At 73.5% G+C, this 16770-nt stretch carries 16 protein-coding genes, 1 other RNA gene and 1 pseudogene; 7 read left to right on the top strand and 11 right to left on the bottom strand.

The window, feature by feature from the left end; translation table 11 throughout:
* The first annotated feature begins 87 nt into the window (after window positions 1-87).
* The gene (locus AC07DO_RS03980) at window positions 88-249 is read left to right on the top strand and encodes a LuxR C-terminal-related transcriptional regulator (protein WP_479056856.1); all 162 of its coding nucleotides are present in this window, start codon (window positions 88-90) and stop codon (window positions 247-249) included.
* 22 nt (window positions 250-271) lie between these two features.
* Here the strand turns inward: AC07DO_RS03980 and AC07DO_RS03975 are convergent, their stop codons facing one another.
* From AC07DO_RS03975 to AC07DO_RS03950, 6 genes and pseudogenes are all read right to left on the bottom strand, one after another.
* Window positions 272-1675, bottom strand: coding sequence for a DEAD/DEAH box helicase (locus tag AC07DO_RS03975; RefSeq protein ID WP_479056854.1), 1404 nt, complete (start codon window positions 1673-1675; stop codon window positions 272-274).
* A 116-nt stretch (window positions 1676-1791) separates the two neighbouring features.
* An RNA gene (gene rnpB / locus AC07DO_RS03970) (RNase P RNA component class A) lies at window positions 1792-2209 on the bottom strand.
* Window positions 2210-2327: 118 nt separating this feature from the next.
* Window positions 2328-3047 (bottom strand): annotated as a pseudogene (locus AC07DO_RS03965) (DMT family transporter); the annotation flags it as partial.
* 82 nt (window positions 3048-3129) lie between these two features.
* The gene (locus AC07DO_RS03960) at window positions 3130-4020 is read right to left on the bottom strand and encodes an AraC family transcriptional regulator (RefSeq protein ID WP_479056851.1); all 891 of its coding nucleotides are present in this window, start codon (window positions 4018-4020) and stop codon (window positions 3130-3132) included.
* Window positions 4021-4087: 67 nt separating this feature from the next.
* Window positions 4088-4618, bottom strand: coding sequence for a TetR/AcrR family transcriptional regulator (locus tag AC07DO_RS03955; protein ID WP_479056849.1), 531 nt, complete (start codon window positions 4616-4618; stop codon window positions 4088-4090).
* Complete coding sequence (locus tag AC07DO_RS03950) at window positions 4611-5036, bottom strand: DUF4260 family protein (RefSeq protein ID WP_479056847.1); 426 nt, start codon at window positions 5034-5036, stop codon at window positions 4611-4613. The genes AC07DO_RS03955 and AC07DO_RS03950 overlap by 8 nt, the downstream gene beginning before the upstream one ends.
* Before the next feature lie 235 nt (window positions 5037-5271).
* Here AC07DO_RS03950 and AC07DO_RS03945 point away from each other — a divergent pair, with 235 nt between their 5' ends.
* Window positions 5272-6183 carry a MerR family transcriptional regulator gene (locus AC07DO_RS03945; RefSeq protein WP_479056845.1) on the top strand — a complete coding sequence of 304 codons (912 nt, stop codon included), beginning with the start codon at window positions 5272-5274 and terminating at the stop codon, window positions 6181-6183.
* Window positions 6180-6872 carry a hypothetical protein gene (locus AC07DO_RS03940; protein ID WP_479056843.1) on the top strand — a complete coding sequence of 231 codons (693 nt, stop codon included), beginning with the start codon at window positions 6180-6182 and terminating at the stop codon, window positions 6870-6872. The genes AC07DO_RS03945 and AC07DO_RS03940 overlap by 4 nt, the downstream gene beginning before the upstream one ends.
* A gap of 217 nt (window positions 6873-7089) precedes the next feature.
* On the opposite strand, the gene AC07DO_RS03935 is transcribed toward AC07DO_RS03940, so the two are convergent.
* Window positions 7090-8532, bottom strand: a complete 1443-nt coding sequence (locus tag AC07DO_RS03935) for an RNB domain-containing ribonuclease (protein ID WP_479056841.1) — start codon at window positions 8530-8532, stop codon at window positions 7090-7092.
* A 449-nt stretch (window positions 8533-8981) separates the two neighbouring features.
* Here AC07DO_RS03935 and yaaA point away from each other — a divergent pair, with 449 nt between their 5' ends.
* The gene (gene yaaA / locus AC07DO_RS03930; protein WP_479056839.1) at window positions 8982-9788 is read left to right on the top strand and encodes a peroxide stress protein YaaA; all 807 of its coding nucleotides are present in this window, start codon (window positions 8982-8984) and stop codon (window positions 9786-9788) included.
* 87 nt (window positions 9789-9875) lie between these two features.
* A complete protein-coding gene (locus AC07DO_RS03925; protein ID WP_479056836.1) occupies window positions 9876-10556 on the top strand; it encodes a bifunctional 4-hydroxy-2-oxoglutarate aldolase/2-dehydro-3-deoxy-phosphogluconate aldolase in 681 nt (226 codons plus the stop codon).
* A gap of 60 nt (window positions 10557-10616) precedes the next feature.
* On the opposite strand, the gene AC07DO_RS03920 is transcribed toward AC07DO_RS03925, so the two are convergent.
* The 3 genes from AC07DO_RS03920 to AC07DO_RS03910 are packed head-to-tail and all read right to left on the bottom strand — an operon-like array spanning window position 10617 to window position 13654.
* Complete coding sequence (locus AC07DO_RS03920) at window positions 10617-12011, bottom strand: bifunctional RNase H/acid phosphatase (protein ID WP_479056834.1); 1395 nt, start codon at window positions 12009-12011, stop codon at window positions 10617-10619.
* 51 nt (window positions 12012-12062) lie between these two features.
* On the bottom strand, window positions 12063-12806 hold the full coding sequence (locus AC07DO_RS03915) for a zinc ribbon domain-containing protein (protein ID WP_479057515.1): 744 nt from the start codon (window positions 12804-12806) through the stop codon (window positions 12063-12065).
* Window positions 12803-13654, bottom strand: a complete 852-nt coding sequence (locus tag AC07DO_RS03910; protein ID WP_479056831.1) for a Nif3-like dinuclear metal center hexameric protein — start codon at window positions 13652-13654, stop codon at window positions 12803-12805. Before AC07DO_RS03910 ends, AC07DO_RS03915 begins: the two co-directional genes overlap by 4 nt.
* Before the next feature lie 446 nt (window positions 13655-14100).
* Here AC07DO_RS03910 and AC07DO_RS03905 point away from each other — a divergent pair, with 446 nt between their 5' ends.
* Window positions 14101-15411, top strand: a complete 1311-nt coding sequence (locus AC07DO_RS03905) for a hypothetical protein (protein ID WP_479056829.1) — start codon at window positions 14101-14103, stop codon at window positions 15409-15411.
* A gap of 44 nt (window positions 15412-15455) precedes the next feature.
* Window positions 15456-15629, top strand: a complete 174-nt coding sequence (locus AC07DO_RS03900) for a hypothetical protein (RefSeq protein ID WP_479056827.1) — start codon at window positions 15456-15458, stop codon at window positions 15627-15629.
* 179 nt (window positions 15630-15808) lie between these two features.
* Here the strand turns inward: AC07DO_RS03900 and AC07DO_RS03895 are convergent, their stop codons facing one another.
* The gene (locus AC07DO_RS03895) at window positions 15809-16750 is read right to left on the bottom strand and encodes a 3-oxoacyl-ACP reductase (RefSeq protein ID WP_479056825.1); all 942 of its coding nucleotides are present in this window, start codon (window positions 16748-16750) and stop codon (window positions 15809-15811) included.
* Window positions 16751-16770 lie beyond the last annotated feature (20 nt).

Genomic DNA, 16770 nt, shown 5'->3' with positions numbered 1-16770 from the left:
TACGTGTTGACAGTCCCTCCCGGAGGGAAGATGCCAGTAAGCAGCCGCCCACCGAACCCGCCGGCGTTGTCCCACAGGGAGCGTCAGGTGCTGGCCCATATCGCGGCAGGCCTCTCCCACAAGCAGATCGCCCGGCGTCTGGGCATCAGCGTGCACACCGTGAGCACGTACTTGCGCCGCATCCGCAGCAAGCGCGCCGCGCCCACGGTGGCCCATCTGATCCACCTCAGCCACACGGAGGACTGCTGACACCCCCGTGGCGAGGCCGGGTTCAGCCCCCGCGCCGCACCCGCGCCGCCCTGCGGGCCTCCGCGAGCTTGCGGGCCTCGGCGGACTTCCGCGAGGACTTGCCGCTCTTGCCACCCGTACCGCCCGGGCTCTCCTTCGTGCTGCCGAGGCCGCGGAAGGGGGCGTTGTGGTTCTTGGCGCGGCCCGCGGCGGTGCCGCCGTCGAGCGGGGTGCCGGAAGGTGCCTTCGCCCCGGTGATCCGGGACAGCTCCGCCTCGCCCGAGCGCACCTTGGTCGTCCTCGGCTCGATGCCGGCCTCGGTCAGCACCTGAACGGTCTCGCGCCGCTGCCCGGACAGCACCAGCGTGACGACACGGCCGGACTCACCGGCACGCGCGGTGCGGCCCGCCCGGTGCAGGTAGTCCTTGGGGTCGGTCGGCGGGTCCACGTTGACGACGAGGTCGAGGTCGTCGACGTGCAGGCCGCGGGCCGCGACGTTGGTCGCCACGAGGACGGTGACCTGGCCGTCCTTGAACCGCGCGAGGGTGCGGCTGCGCTGCGGCTGGGACTTGCCGCTGTGCAGCGCCTCGGCGTGCACCCCGCTGTCCCGCAGGTGCCGGGTGAGGCGGTCGACGGCGTGCTTGGTGTCCAGGAAGAGCAGGACGCGGCCGTCGCGGGCGGCGATCTCGGTGACGACGGCGTACCGGTCGGGGCCGTGGACGACGAGGACGTGGTGGTCCATCGTCGTGACGGCGCCCGCGGACGGGTCGACGGAGTGGACGACGGGGTCGTTCAGGTAGTCGCTGACCAGCTGGTCGACGTCGCGGTCCAGGGTGGCCGAGAACAGCATCCGCTGCCCGCCCTCGCGCACCTGGTCGAGGGCCTCGGTGACCTGCGGCAGGAAACCCATGTCGCACATCTGGTCGGCCTCGTCGAGGACGGTGATCCGGACGTGCCCGAGCCGGCAGCCCTTGCGGTCGATGAGGTCGTGCAGGCGTCCGGGGGTGGCCACGACGACCTCGGCGCCGTCGCGCAGCGCGGCGGCCTGGCGGCCGATCGAGATGCCGCCGACGACGGTGGCCATCCGCAGCCGCAGCGCCTCCGCGTACGGCGTGAGGGCCTCGGTGACCTGCTGGGCCAGCTCGCGGGTGGGCACCAGGACCAGCGCGAGGGGCTGCTTGGGCTCGGCGCGCCGTCCGGCGAGCCGGGCGAGCAGCGGCAGCCCGAAGGCGAGCGTCTTGCCGGAGCCGGTACGGCCGCGCCCCAGGACGTCCCGGCCCGCGAGGGCGCTGGGCACCGTGGCGGCCTGGATCGGGAAGGGCTCGGTGACGCCGAGTTCGTCGAGCGTCCGCAGCAGCGCGGCCGGCAGGTCGAGGTCCGCGAAGGAGGAGACGGCGGGCAGGTCGGCGGGGGTGCCGGGGCGGTCGTCCTGGGGGGTCGAGGTCATGGCGAGCCTTCCGCATCGGGAGCGTACGCGCGTACCGAGGAAGGCCCGGCAGGCTGCGGCCCAGCGGGCGCGGGCCGGGGTGGTGCGCCGCTCCGGGCGGGCCGGAGCGGGTGGGGCAGACGAGCCGGGCTGTACGCCGGGTTCTGTACCGCGGGTCCTCGCGGACGTCGCGGTGACGGCCATCCATCTAGGGCCGGCATTGCTGCCGGCCTCGTGCGGTCTACCCGCGGACTCGGGCGGGCAGCCCTCGATCATCCGCGCAGAAGCACCTTTTCCTGGGAAGAGGCGCTTCCTCTTGACCTTGCTCCAGGTGGGGTTTACCTAGCCGCCTGAGTCACCTCAGGCGCTGGTGGTCTCTTACACCACCGTTTCACCCTTACCGAGGGCCTTGCGGTCCCCGGCGGTCTGTTCTCTGTGGCACTGTCCCGCGGGTCACCCCGGGTGGCCGTTAGCCACCACCTTGCCCTGTGGAGCCCGGACGTTCCTCGGGAAGGGCCCCCGAAGGGGTCTTCACGCGGCCGCCCGCCCAGCTCGTCTGCCGTGCCGTCCATGGTACCCGCCGGTCCCCCCGGCTCGGCGCCGCGGCCGCCGTCGCCAGGAACGATCCGGCGAGGATCAGGGCGAAGGCCGCCACGACGTCCCCCGTCAGCGGCTCGGAGAGGAACGTGACGCCCGCCGCGACCGCGACGGCCGGGTTGACGTACGTGAAGACGACCGCGCGGGTCGGTCCCGCTTCCCTGATCAGTTCGAGGAAGACGACGAAGGCCAGCGCCGTGCAGATGACGCCGAGGCCCGCGAGGGAGGCCAGGGTCGCGGTGTCGGGCACTGCGGCGGGCCGGGACGCCGCCGCGGCGGGGGCGTAGACGAGCGCGGCCAGGGCGAGGCAGGGCGCGATCAGTTGCAGGGTGGGGACGTCGCGGAGGTGCCGGGCCACGATCAGCGGCGCGATGGCGTACCCGAGGGCGGTGAGCATGACCTCCGTGAGGGACCAGGCGTCGCCGCCCGTCAGGTGGGGCACCGTGAGGACGGCGACGCCCGCGAGGCCGAGGCCGAGACCGGTGAGGCGGCGCGCGCCGAGGCGTTCCGTGTCGCCGAAGAAGCGGGCGAGGAGGGCGCCGATGATCGGGACGGCGGCGATGAGGAGCCCGGCCGTGGAGCTGGAGATACGGCGCTCCGCGTCGGTCAGCGTCCACCAGGGGCCGAGGATCTCCACGCAGGCGAAGACGAGCATGGGACGCCAGTGCGTCCTGAGGACGCCGGTGAGTCCGCCCTTCCGTACGGCGAACGGGAGCAGCAGTGCCGCGCCGAGCGCGCAGCGCGTGAAGACCACCACCGACGGCGACAGATCGCTGTCGACCGCCACTTTGATCATGAAATAGGGGATGCCCCACAGGACACCCATGAGGGAGAAGAGGAACCAGCCGCGTGCCGTCATGCGGGCAGTTTCGGCCGCGTCACCGGCCGGTGTCTTGAACGCTGTTGCGACGGACGCTGCCGCTGCGGACGCTGCTGCGGTACACCGCCGGGGTCACCCCGAGCACCCGGCGGAACCAGCGCGTCAGGTGCGCCTGGTCGGCGAAGCCCACCAGATGGGCCACTTCGGAGGGGCGCAGTCCCGCTTCCAGGTGGGCGCGGGCCAGCGTCACGCGGTGCTGGGCGAGCCAGGCGTAGGGCGGCATTCCCGTCGACGTACGGAAGGCACGCAGGAGCTGGTAGCGGGAGAGGCCGAGCGGGGCGGCGAGTTCGCTGAGGGTGGGCGGGGTCAGGAGTTCGTCGGCGAGCCGGCCGCGCACGGTGCGGGCGATGTGGTCGGCGCCGGGAACGCGGTCGTCGCGGCCGTCGAGGGGGCGGGCGGTGCCGTGTCTGCGGGCGAGGGCGGCGAGCAGCCAGGGGATCCGGGACTCGGCCTCCAGCGGGTCGGCGTGCGCGCTCAGTTCGGTGTGGGCGGCGCGCAGGGCGGCGGCGAGTTCGGGGTCGTCGACGACGGGGTCGCGGAAGTGCGGCGGGGCGGTGGTGCCCTCGGCCAGGAGGAGCGGTGCCGGGTACATGGCGCGGTAGGCGTAGCCGCCCGTGGCGCCGGGGCCGCCGGTGTGCACCTCGCCGGGGGCGAGGACGACGATGGAGCCGGGCCCGACGTCGAGCCGCCCGCCGCGGTAGTCGATGACCTCCAAGCCGTCGACGCAGACGCCGACGGTGAACTCCTCGTGGAAGTGCGGCGCGTAGCGGTGCCGGTCGAAGCGGGCGGTGAGGAGGTCGAGGGGCGGGTTGCGGTGGCCGAGCGGGGCGCGGGCCCAGACGGCTCGTTCGCGAGAACGGCTGCTCGCCCTCGTGGTCCCGTGGTCCATGCGCTGCCGGCTCCCCCGATGGATCACCGCCCGTACGGCCCGTACCGTCCGTGCGGCTCATGTCGTCTCACCGGTCCAACGCCCGCGCGCCCCTCTTCCATGCCGCCCCGAGGTCCACGCCCTCCGGAAACCGTCCGTGGATCTCCAGGATGACCATGCCGTGCGCGAACGCCCAGGCGGCGCGGGCCAGGTCGGTGTCGCCGTCGCAGACCCGCATCAGGGGTGCGGCGGCCCGCTCCTCCAGGCCCTGCGGCAGGGCGTGACGCGGGAGGGGGCGTTCGGTGGCCAGGCGGTAGAGGTGGGGGTGGCGCAGGGCGTAGGCGCGGTAGGCCTCGGTCAGGGCGTCGAGGGAGCCAGGGGCGGCGGCCTCCGCGGCCTCGCAGGCAGCGGCGGACTCGTCGAGCATCTGCGCGACGAGCTCCACCTCGACGGCGGACTTGTCGGGGAAGTGCTTGTAGAGGGAGGGGGCCTTGATGCCGAGCCGGTCGGCGAGCGAGCGCATCGTGAGCTTCTCGGCACCGGACTCCTCCAAGAGGTCGCGGGCGGCCGCGACGATCTCCCTGGCGCGGGGGGTGAGGCGCTCGTTCTGGTCAGACACGCTGGAAGCCGTCCTTCGTCCGCAGTCCATAGCCGAAGGCGCGATCGTACGAGATGTGGGCGAGCCAGCCGCACAGAGCGGCGAAGGCGGGCGCCCAGACGACGGGCGTGAAGGTGTAGAGGGCGATGAGCGCGACGGGGAGCAGCGCGCGGTGGGCGGTGTTGTAGTACGGGACGGCGCGGGGCGGTAACTGCCCCTTGGCCATGTGGGGCGCGTCCCGCAGGCCCACGAGGAACGTCAGGTCGGGGGCGATGAAGAACGCACCGGCGAGCAGGCCCGCGAGCCACCCGTGGTTGACGCCTTCGAGCACGGCGAAGGCGGTCCAGAAGAGCGCGTTGGCGAACCAGGCGGTACGCCGGGTGACGGCGAGGGCGCGCTTCACGCCGGTGTCGTCGGGGGTGTGGGTCAGGGTGCTCATGTGGTCCTCCTCCGAGGTATGGATCCTCGCGGGCTGTGAGCCGCGAGGGCGACGGCTAACGCTGTTAGCCACAACATAAGGCTAACGCTGTTAGCCGTCAAGGGATCCATGCGAACTCCGCGGCGACGGGCCCTGCGCGGCCCACCCCACCCCTCCCCCGCCCCCGCCCCCGCCGACGCCGAACGCTGACGCCGACGCTTGACCTTGCCGCAGCGTCAACGTTTCTACTGAGCTCATGCGGATCGGAGAACTCGCCGACCTGGTCGGCATCACCACCCGTGCCATCAGGCACTACCACCACCAGGGCCTGCTGCCGGAGCCCGAGCGCCGCCCCAACGGCTACCGCGCGTACGCGCTGCGGCACGCCGTCGTCCTGGCCCGCGTCCGGCGGCTCACCGAGCTCGGCCTCGGCCTCGCCGAGGTGCGGGACGTGCTCGCGGACGACGCCGGGCGCGAGCTGGCCGAGGTCCTCGGCGAACTGGACGCGGACCTCGCACGGCAGGAGAACGCGATCCGCGAGCGCAGGCGACGGCTGCGGTCGCTGCTCGACGAAGCGGGGCGCGGACGCCTCTCGCCCGAGGGCCCCGTCTCCCCCGAACTGGCCGACCTCTTCGGCGAGATGGCGCGCTCCGCGGAGGGGCGACCGGGCCCCGAGTCCGTGATGGCGGCGAAGGACCGCGAGTTCCTCGTCCTGCTCGACACCACCGCGTCGCCGGAGGACCGGGACGCCTTCCTCGCCGCGATCCGCCCGGCCCTCGGCACGCCGGACGCGGTGGAGCGGGCCCACGAGGTGTACGCGCGGCTCGACGCCCTCGCCGACGCCGACCTGGCGGATCCGCGTACCGGCGCGGCGGTGGACGCGGCCGCGTCGACGCTCGCCGCCATGCTGCCGGACTCCCTCCTGGCCGAGATCGGGACGGGGGCCGCGCCGGCGGTGGCCGGGGGCCGCGGAGTCCGTGACGACGGCTTCCTGGAGGCCTTCTTCGCCGACTTCGCGCCCGCGCAGGCGGAGGCGGTGCGCCGCGCCATGCGGATGCTCGCGGAGCGCGGCGCGGAGGCGGAACGCGGCATGGAAAAGGAGCGCGGCACGGAGAAGGAGCGCGGCACGGAGAAGGAGCGCGGCACGGAGAAGGAGGCCGGACCATGAACTCCCGCACGAGGCTCCGCCGATGGGCGGATCGGCTCAGATCAACCGTCCCGACCACCCCCCTCCACCACCTCGCCGGGCACGAACTCCGCATACTGGTCAGCCTCGTGATGTGGGTGACCCGGCGGCGGCACGGGGTGAACCGGTCGGCGGGGGAACGCGCCTTCGGGCACGCCCGCGGTCAGGCGGCGATCATGTACGGCCTGACGTTCGTCTGTGTCGTCGAGGCGTTCGGAATGGCAGTCCTGCTGCGCGACTTCCCCACCGCTCACGCCGTGATGCTGTTCATCGACGTCTACAGCGTGATCCTGATGATCGGCATCCACGCGGCGTCCGTCACCCGGCCGCACGTGCTCTCGCCGGACGCGCTGCGGGTGCGCCAGGACGCGCACCGGGACCTGCGGATACCGCTCGCGCTGATCGACGCCGTGCGCTCAGAGCGGCTGTTCACACACGAGCCCGCCGACGGCGTCCTCGCCCTGCCGGTCGCCTCGACGACGTCACTCACGCTGACACTGACCGAACCCGTCACCGCTGTGGGCTTCCTGGGCAAGGGGCGCGAGGTGACGACGGTCCGACTCCAGGCGGACGAACCGGAGCGGCTGCACGAGGCGCTGAGGGAGCGGCTGGCGGCACGAGCGGCCGCCCCCTCTCAGGCCCCGGCGCAGGCGCAGGCGGGCACGAACTGAACGACCACGCCCTCACACGGGCTGACCGGAACCGTCACGGCTCTCACGCGGGTACGAACCGAGGGCCCACCGCCGTCACGCGGACACGAACCAGACGGCCGCACCACCCCTCACGCGGCCACGAACCGGACGACGGCACCACCCCTCACGCGGCCACGAACCGGACGACCGCACCACCCCTCACGCGGACACGCCCCGGACGGCCGTCACCCCGCCCTCACGCGGGTGCGAACCGGACCTTGGCCGTGCCGGGGTTCGCCTGGGTGAGGCGGACCCGCAGGCGCTCCCCGAGGGGCAGCTTCGCCGTGCCGCCCTCGATCCGGGCCACGATCGCCGGCTCGGTCAACTGCACGGTCCCTACGGCCGGTTCGCCGTCCTTGACGTCCACTACGACCGCGTCGAACATCTCGCCGACCCGCCCCTGGAGCAGGGCGGCCTCGACGATGTCCACGCACTCCCGCTCCACCGTGTTTCCGCGCCGCGTGCCGTCCGCCATCTCCTTGGGCAGCTCGTCCAGGGCGGCGAGCGCCCACTCCGGGGCCGGCGCCTCCGCGCAGGCCGCGAGGCAGAGCTCGGTGGCGTAACGGTCGACGAGGCGGCGCAGGGGGGCGGTGCAGTGGGCGTAGGGCGCGGCGACGGCGGCGTGCGTGGTGAGCTCGGGCAGGTCGCCGTCGCGGAACGCCGTGTAGCCCGCGCCGCGCAGCAGCGTCGTGCACTCCTGGAGGAAGGCGGCGTGGTGCGGCGTGCGGGGGTCGAGGGAGCGTACGAGCCGCGCGTACGACACGTGGTGCGGCCAGTCGATGTGCAGCGCCTGCGCGGTGCGGCGCAGGCGGCCCACGGCGCCGTCGGGGGCGGTGGGCAGCGTCCGCAGGATGCCGGCGCCCGAGGCGAGCATGAGCTCGGCGGCGGCCATGCCGGTGAGGAGCGAGATCTGTGCGTTCCAGCTCTCGGCGGGGAGCGGGGCGCGGAACCCGAGCTCGTACGTTCCGTCGCGCTCGATGACCTCTTGCTCCGGTACGTCGAGGGAGACGCCGCCCCGCTCGACCTCCAGCTGTTCGCGCAGCCGGCCGATGTCCCGCAACAGGGCGACAGGCTCCTCCGCGGTGCCGCCGTCGACAGCGGCCTGCACTCCTTCGTAGTCGAGCTTCGCGCGGCTGCGGACGACGGCGCGCTGCACGTCGGTGCGCTCGGCGCGGCCGTCCCCGTCCAGGTCGATCGTCCACAGCACGGCCGGGCAGGTCTGCCCCGGCAGCAGGCTGGCGGCGCCCTCGCTGAGCGCGGTCGGGTGCAGCGGGACCTTCTCGTCGGGGAAGTACAGGGTGGTGACGCGGCGGTGCGCCTCGGTGTCGAGGGGGCCGCCGGGGGTGACGTACGCGGCGGCATCGGCGATCGCGTACGACACCCGGAACCCGCCTCCGTCCCGCCGCGCCAGGTGCATGGCCTGGTCGAGGTCGACGGAGGTGGGCGGGTCGACGGTGAAGAGCGGCAGGTCCGTGGCGTCGTACTCCGGGAGCCTCGGGGACGCGGCCGCGCGGTCCGCCTCCGCGAGGACGTCGGCGGGGAACTCCTGAGGCACGTCGAGTCGCGTACGCAGATCACGCAGCGCGGCCCGCAGCGGGGCGTCGGCTGCGCCGGTCACGCGGAAGTGGCGGCGGGGCATGGGTCGAGCGTAACGGGGGCGTGCCTGGCTTGAGCGGTTTTGCGGCGCCCCGTGCCGGGGCTCGACTCCCCCTGGGCCACGCCCCCAATCCCCCCCACCGCCCTGCGCGGGCAGGAGCACCAACCCCGCCGCTCCGCGGCGGAAGCTCCCCACCCGCCCACCCGTTTACCCCACGACGTCCAGCGGGAGTAGGGGCGGCCCCCCCCACTCGCCCGCAGCCGCGAGCGCGCCCGAGGGGACGTGGGGGTATGTGCGCACGGAGCACCGAGCACACGGGGGCGGCCGGGAACATTCCACGGGGCGCAGGGATGGCGAGTACGCACATACCCCCGCGGCCCCGCCCCCACAGACGCACCCACAGACGCACCCAAGGCGCAGACGCCCCACCGCCCCGTACCCTTTCGCAGGGGCCGCACCCCTCCCCCCCTACCCCCCCAAGGAGTCCCACCGTGCTCGTCCTGCTGCCGCCGTCCGAAGGCAAGGCTCCCTCAGGCCGTGGTGCGCCGCTCAAGGCGGAAGAACTGTCGCTGCCGGGTCTCACCCAGGCGCGGCAAACCGTTCTCGATGAGCTCGTCGAGTTGTGCTCCGCGGACGAGGAGAAGGCCCGCACCGTGCTCGGCCTCAGCGAAGGACTGCGCGGCGAGGTCACGAAGAACGCCGCGCTGCGCACCGCCGGCGCCCGCCCCGCCGGGGAGGTCTACACAGGCGTGCTCTACGACGCCCTCGACCTCGCCTCCCTCGACACCGCCGCCAAGCGCCGCGCCACCCGCTCGCTCCTCGTCTTCTCCGGGCTGTGGGGCGCCGTCGGCGTGAACGACAGGATCCCCTCGTACCGCTGCTCGATGGGCGTCAAGCTGCCCGGCCTCGGCGCGCTGGGCGCGTACTGGCGTACGCCGATGGCATCCGTCATGCCCGAGGCCGCCGGCGACGGTCTCGTCCTGGACCTCCGCTCGTCCGCGTACGCCGCCGCGTGGAAGCCGAAGGGCGAGGTCGCCGGACGGACGGCGACCGTTCGCGTGCTGCACGCGCAGGTCGACGAGAAGACCGGTGCCGAGAAGCGGTCCGTCGTGTCGCACTTCAACAAGGCGACGAAGGGCAGGATCGTGCGGTCCCTGCTGACCACGGGGACCAACCCCGAGGACCCGGCGGAGCTGGTCGAGGCGCTGCGCGACCTGGGGCACGTGGTGGAGGCGGAGGCTCCGGCCAAGGCGGGCAAGCCGTGGGCCCTGGATGTCGTGGTGCGCGAGATCCACTAGCAAGAAGTCCCCGAGCGGAAGCCGAGCCCGTTGCAGCATCTGCAACGGGCTTTGCGCATGCTGCATGCGTAGGTGCAGGATGCCCCCATGACGCCCTCCGACTCCGCCTCCTCGTCCCCCTCCTCGTCCCCCTCCACCTCCACCTCCACCTCCCCCACCTCCGTCCTCGACCTCGCCCCCATCGTCCCCGTGGTCGTCGTCTCGGACCTCGACGACGCCGTGCCGATGGCGCGCGCCCTCGTCGCGGGCGGGCTGCCCGCGATCGAGGTGACCCTGCGGACGCCCGTCGCGCTCGACGCGATATCCGCCATCGCCGCGGAGGTCCCGGACGCGGTGGTCGGCGCGGGCACCGTCATCTCCGCGCGGAACGTCTCCGATTCCGTGGAGGCGGGCGCCCGGTTCGTCGTCAGCCCGGGCTGGACGGACACGCTGCTGGACGCGATGCAGGGCTCCGGTGTGCCGTTCCTGCCGGGCGTATCGACGACCTCGGAGGTCGTGGCGCTGCTCGAGCGCGGCGTACGGGAGATGAAGTTCTTCCCGGCGGAGGCCGCAGGCGGCACCGCCTACCTGAAGTCGCTCGGCGCCCCGCTGCCGCAGGCCCGGTTCTGCCCGACGGGCGGCATCACCCCGGACTCCGCGCCCTCGTACCTGGCGCTGAAGAACGTCGGCTGCGTGGGCGGCAGTTGGATGCTGCCCGCCGACGCCATCGCCGCGAAGGACTGGGCCCGCGTGGAGTCCCTGGCCCGCGAGGCGGCGGGCCTGCGCTAGCCGCGGCCCTGCACTAGCCGCGGGCCTGCACTAGCCGCGGCCCTGCGCCGGCGCGGCGCGTCAGCGCAGGTGCGACGTGTCGTTGAGGAGGCGCAGCGACGCGTTGCCGTCGGCGTAGTACGCCACGGCCGACACCGACGCCGCCGAGAGCTCCATGCGGAACAGGGACTCGGGCGGGGCGCCGAGCGCGAGCCGCACCAGCGTCTTGATGGGCGTAACGTGCGTGACGAGCAGGACGGTACGGCCCGCGTAGGCACGGGTCAGGCGGTCGCGTGCGGCCGACACGCGCCGGGTGACCTCGGCGAACGACTCGCCGCCCGGCGGCGCCGCGTCCGGCGAGGCCAGCCAGGCGTTCAGCTCCTCCGGCTGACGCTCGCGCACCTCGCCGAACGTCAGCCCTTCCCACGCACCGAAGTCCGTCTCGCGCAGGCCGTCTTCGAGGTGTACGTCGAGTCCGAGGCGGGCGGCGACGGTGCGCGCGGTCTCCTGGCACCGCTTGAGCGGCGAGGAGACGACCGCCTGAACCGTGCCGCGCGCGGCGAGCGCGACGGCGACGCGTTCCGCCTGTTCACGCCCCACGTCCGAGAGGGACGGATCGGAGCCGCCGCTTCCGGAGAACCGCTTCTCCGGCGTCAGCGCGGTCTCACCGTGCCGCAGCAGAACGAAGGTCGCGGGCGCCCCGAGATCGGCGGGCGCGGCCCAGCCGACCCGCGCGGCACTGTGCGCCGCACGACTGTCCGCACCCTCCACCACTCCGCCACGCGAAGAGGGAGCGGAAGAACCCGAAGAACCCGGAGAACCCGAAGAACCCAACAAACCCGGAGAACCCAGAGGATCCGAAGAACCCAGAGGATCCGAAGAACCCGGAGAGGTCTCCCCAAGCGCACCCCCGCCACCCCGCCCCGCACCCGCCAGCGCCGCCCGCGCCCGGGCCGCGCCCGCCGCCGCGTCGCCCGGCGGGCCGGTGGGGGCGGGAACCTCCGCGGCCGCGCGGGCCGCGCGCGCGTCGAGTTCCGCCGTGGACGCCGACGGCGACCACCGCTCCCCCCGCTTGCCCGCGTCCATCGCCTCGTTCGCGAGCCGGTCCGCGTGCTTGTTCTTGTCGCGGGGGATCCACTCGTACGTCACCTGGGACGCGGGGAAGACCCGCGCCGCCTCCGCCGCCAGCGGCCGCATGTCCGGGTGCTTGATCTTCCAGCGGCCCGACATCTGCTCGACGACGAGCTTGGAGTCCATGCGCACGTGCACCGACGCGTCCGGGTCCAGCCGGTGGGCCGCCTTGAGGCCGGCCACCAAGCCCTTGTACTCGGCGACGTTGTTCGTCGCGACGCCGATGTACTCCGCGGCCTCCATCAGGGTCTCCCCCGTGGCCGCGTCGATGACGACCGAGCCGTAGCCCGCGGGCCCCGGGTTGCCCCGGGAGCCGCCATCGGCCTCGACGATGAACTCGCGCATGGAGAAAGGGTCCTTACGTCGCTACAGGCCGGACTCTTACAGGCCGAACTCTTACAGGCCGGACTCGGACGTACGGACCAGGATGCGGCGGCAGTTCTCGCACCGCAGCACCGTGTCCGGCGACGCGGCCTTCACTTCGTTGACCTCGGTGATGTTGAGCTCCAGGCGGCAGCCCTCGCAGCGCCGCTGGTAGAGCTTGGCGGCGCCGACGCCGCCCTCCTTCACGCGGAGCTTGTCGTACAGCTTGAGCAGGTCCGCCGGGACCGAACCCGCCACGACCTCGCGCTCCTTGCCGACGGTCGCGGTCTCGCCGTCGAGCTCCTCGAACGCGGCGTCACGGCGCGCCGTCGCGTCGTCGATCTTCGACTGGACCGACGAGACCCGGCCGGTGAGCTCGGTGACCCGCTCCTGCGCGGACTCGCGGCGCTCCATGACCTCGAGGACGACGTCCTCCAGGTCACCCTGGCGCTTGGCGAGCGAGGCGATCTCCTTCTGGAGGTTCTCCAGGTCCTTCGGCGAGGTGACGGCACCGGAGTCCAGGCGCTGCTGGTCGCGGACCGCGCGCTGGCGGACCTGGTCGACGTCCTGCTCCGCCTTGGTCTGCTCGCGGGCGCAGTCGCTCTCCTCGGTCGTCGCGGCGACGAGCAGGTCGCGCAGCTGCGTGAGGTCCTTGGTCAGCGACTCGATCTCGGCGTGCTCCGGGAGCGACTTCTTCTTGTGCGCGAGCTGCTGCAGGCGTACGTCCAGGGCCTGGACGTCGAGCAGTCGGATCTGGTCGGCGGGCGCGGCGTTCAGTTGGGGGCTCCAGTTGAGTCGTGAGGTGCGGCCGCGTGGGCGGTCCAGGGGTCGGTGACCGTCTTCGAGACGTGGACGCGCAGTCCCCATCCGTGACGGTCGGAGATTTCGTCGAGCTGCGCGGCGGCCAGTTCGCACCACGGCCACTCGGTGGCCCAGTGCGCGGCGTCGAGCAGCGCGAGCGGAGTCTGCGCGCGGGCCTCGGACACCGGGTGGTGGCGCAGGTCCGCGGTGAGGAAGGCGTCCACGCCCGCGGCGCGCACGTCGTCGAAGAGGCTGTCGCCGGAGCCGCCGCTGACCGCGACGGTCCGGATCGGTGCGTCGGGGTCGCCCGCGACGCGGATGCCCTGCGCGGTCGCGGGCAGCCGCTTCGCGGCGCGCTCGGCCAGCTCGGCGAGGGTCATGGGATGGTCGAGCTCGCAGACCCGGCCGAGGCCGCGGCGGCCCCGCGGGTCGGCGGGGTCCGGCACGAGCGGACGTACGACACGGAGGTCGAGCGCGCCCGCGAGGGCGTCGGAGACGCCGGGGTCCGCGCGGTCGGCGTTGGTGTGCGCGACGTGCAGCGCGATGTCGTGCTTGATCAGGTCGTGGACGACCCGGCCCTTGAAGGTGGACGCCGCGACCGTCGTCGTACCCCGCAGGTAGAGGGGGTGGTGGGTGACCAGGAGCTGGGCTCCGAGCGCGACGGCCTCGTCGGCGATCTCCTGGACGGGGTCGACGGCGAAGAGGACCCGGGAGACCTCCGCGTCGGGGTCTCCGCAGACCGTGCCGACCGCATCCCAGCTCTCGGCCAGATCGGCGGGCCACAGGACGTCGAGCGCGGCGATGACTTCAGACAGACGGGGCACGGAGAAAGGCTACCTTCCCGCTGCGCTCGGCATGTCGTGCGTCACGTACCGCTACGGGGGCGCTACAGAGGGCCCCGGCGCCCGGGTGCGGGGGCTGCGCGGGCGGCGGCCGCAGAAGAGCGACAGAAGAGCGACAGAAGAGCCGCAGGAGAGCCGCAGGAGAGCCGCAGACGAGCCACCGGAGAACCACCGGAGAGCCGCAAAGAGAGTCGCAGACGCGCCTGCCGAGCACCCAGCGCTGGCACCTGCGGCTTCTCGCGCACTGAGCGCGCGGTTCCCCGGGCCCCTCGCCGGGGCCACGCCACGGGCACATCCGGCACAGCACACCCGCCCCTGCCCTCTCAGGCGAATCAGGACATCGCCACCCTTCTGTGTGAAGCGGACGCCCGTCGGTGCCACGCCAGTGCGGACGAAAACTAGCTTCGGGGCCGGAGGTGACACTCACGATGACAGCGCCACCAGCACCACCAGCACCACCAGTACCACCAGTACCGACGGCACCGACAGCACCGACAGCACCGACAGCCCCCCTGGCGCCGCCGAAGCAGCCGGCGCCGGTCCGGGCCCGCGTCCGGGTCCGCCCGCCCGCCCGCACCGCGGGCTGCACCATCTCGGCCGACGGGTCGTACGCGGCACGCCTCGCCCGCGCCGCCGGATCGCCGGACGCCTGGTACCCCGAACGCTGGACCCTCGGCTCCGCCGAGCCGTACGCGGTGCCGCTGCCCGGCAACCAGCCCGAGGAACCGTCCACGGAAGTGCTCCCGATGGCCGACGGCCGCGTCCTCGTCCACCGCGTGGTGGGCGAGCGGCACGTCTTCACCCTGCTGTACCCGACGGGCCCCGGCACGGGCGAGGTGCCGCTGGGAGCCGTGGAGTGCGGGGAGTTGAGCCTGCTGCCGCCCGCGCCCGGCGGCACCCGCGCCTACGCCGTCGCACCCGGCACCCTTTCCTCGGACATCTGGCTCGTGGCGGGCGGCGCCTTCGGTCCCGAACACCTCGCCGCGGTGCCGGGCCGCTGCTCGGGCGGGGTCTGGCTGGGCGGCACCGACCGCATGCTGGCCCTCGACCGCGAGCTGGACGGCCGCACCAAGACGGTCGCGGTGGACCTGGAGCGCGGCGGCGAGGTCTCCCCCCTCCTCCAGATCTCCGAGGACAGCGACGACCGGCTGCTGCTCGCCGACGCCGACAGCGGACTGCTTCTGATCCGCTCCGACGCCCCGGGCGACGACCGCCTGGGCTGGGGCGTCCTCGGCGGCACGCGACCGGTGCGCTTCCCGGAGAGCCTGCGCCTGCCCGACCTCACCGTGACACCGTTCGCGATCCAGCCGGGCCAGGTCCTGACGCCGGAGGCTTGCGGGGTCGCGCTGCGGCTCGACGGGCCCCCGGACCCCGCGGGCGCGGGCAGCTGGCTCGGACTGTGGCGGCCCGCCGCCCGGCGAGTGCAGCAACTGGCCGCGCCCGCGGGGTGGTTGACCGGGTCGGGGTGGTGGACGCGGGACGGCGACCTCTGCCTGCCGTACGCGACGGGGGCCGCGCCGTGCGGGGTGGCACGGGTGACCGGGCCTGCCGCTCCTCCGGTCGCACCACCGGTCACGCCCCCGGCCGCGCCACCGGTCACGCCCCCGGCCGCCGAAGCGCCGCGGAATGACACCCCGGCCGCCCCTGAGCCACCTTCACCGGATCCCCCGAAACCCTCCGCGACACGCCCGGTCCCCCTGCAGCAGGCACCCCTCGGCGGGCGGACGGCGGGCAGTTAGACTCGCCCGGCTGTACGAACGATCTTCTTTACGGGGTGAATGGCTTGACTACGACCGACACCGTCACGAAGACGGAGACGGAGACACAGCACGACACCGCACCAACGATGTCGGCGACCGCGTCCACCGGCGCGGGCAGGCACCGGGGCCCGGTGTCCGAGCACGACGAGCAGGCGGCGCCGCGGGGGCGGCACCGCAGGCAGGACCACCAGTCCTGACCCGGACCGCCCACCGCGTTGCAGAAACGTCTCGCCCCCGTGCCGCCACGAGCAGCACGGGGGCGAGACGCTTCTCCGGAGTCGTCTTTCCGAAGTCGTCCCCGTCCGGGACGGAGTCGCCCCCGTCCGGGACAGAGTCACCCTCGTCCGGGACAGAGTCACCCCCGCTCGGGACGGAGTCACCCCCGCTTGAGGCCGAGCACCTCCGCCGCCGCGAACGTCTCGTTCGGCGGGCGGTCCGCGTAGTACGGGGAGAGCGCCTCGTCCAGCTCGTCGAAGGTGAACGCCTCCTTCGACGAGTCGAACTTCGCCGCCACCTTCGGCCGCTCGACGACCGCGACCATGCCGCCGTGGACCACGAGCAGCTGCCCGTTGACCCGCCCCGCCGCGGGCGAGGCCAGATACCCGACGAGCGGCGAGACGTGCTCGGGCGCCAAGGGGTCGAGGTGCCCTTCCGACGGCTCCGCGAAGCCCGCGAAGACGTCCTCCGTCATCCGCGTACGGGCCCGGGGACAGATCGCGTTCGCCGTCACCCCGTACTTGGCGAGCGCCAGCGCCGTCGACGTCGTCAGGCCGACGATGCCGCCCTTCGCCGCCGCGTAGTTCGGCTGGCCCGCCGACCCGGCGAGGAAGGCCTCGGAGGAGGTGTTGACGATCCGCCCGTACACCGGACCGCCCGCCGCCTTGGAACGCTCCCGCCAGTGGGCCGCCGCGAAGTGGGTGGTGTTGAAGTGGCCCTTGAGGTGGACGTGGATGACCGAGTCCCACTCGGACTCGGTCATCGAGAAGATCATCCGGTCCCGCAGGATGCCCGCGTTGTTGACGAGGATGTCGAGCTTTCCGTACGTGTCGACGGCCAGCCGCACCAGCTCGCGGGCCTGTTCGTGGTCCGCGACATCGCCTGTGTGGGCGACGGCCCGCCCGCCCGCCGCCCTGATCCCGGCGGCGACCTCCTCGGCGGGCGCCGCCGACGCCTCGCCCGAACCGTCGCGGCCCGGCTGCCCGAAGTCGTTGACGACGACGGCCGCGCCGAGCCCGGCGAGTTCCAGCGCCTCGGCGCGGCCGAGCCCGCGGCCCGCGCCGGTGACGATCGCGGACAGGCCCTCAAGTGGCAGTGACATCGAAGTCCTCTCTGAACGCG

The sequence above is a fragment of the Streptomyces sp. NPDC045678 genome (assembly GCF_056432085.1).
The sequence above is the reverse complement of the archived record's forward strand: the minus strand, read 5'-3'. Positions and strand labels throughout refer to the sequence as shown.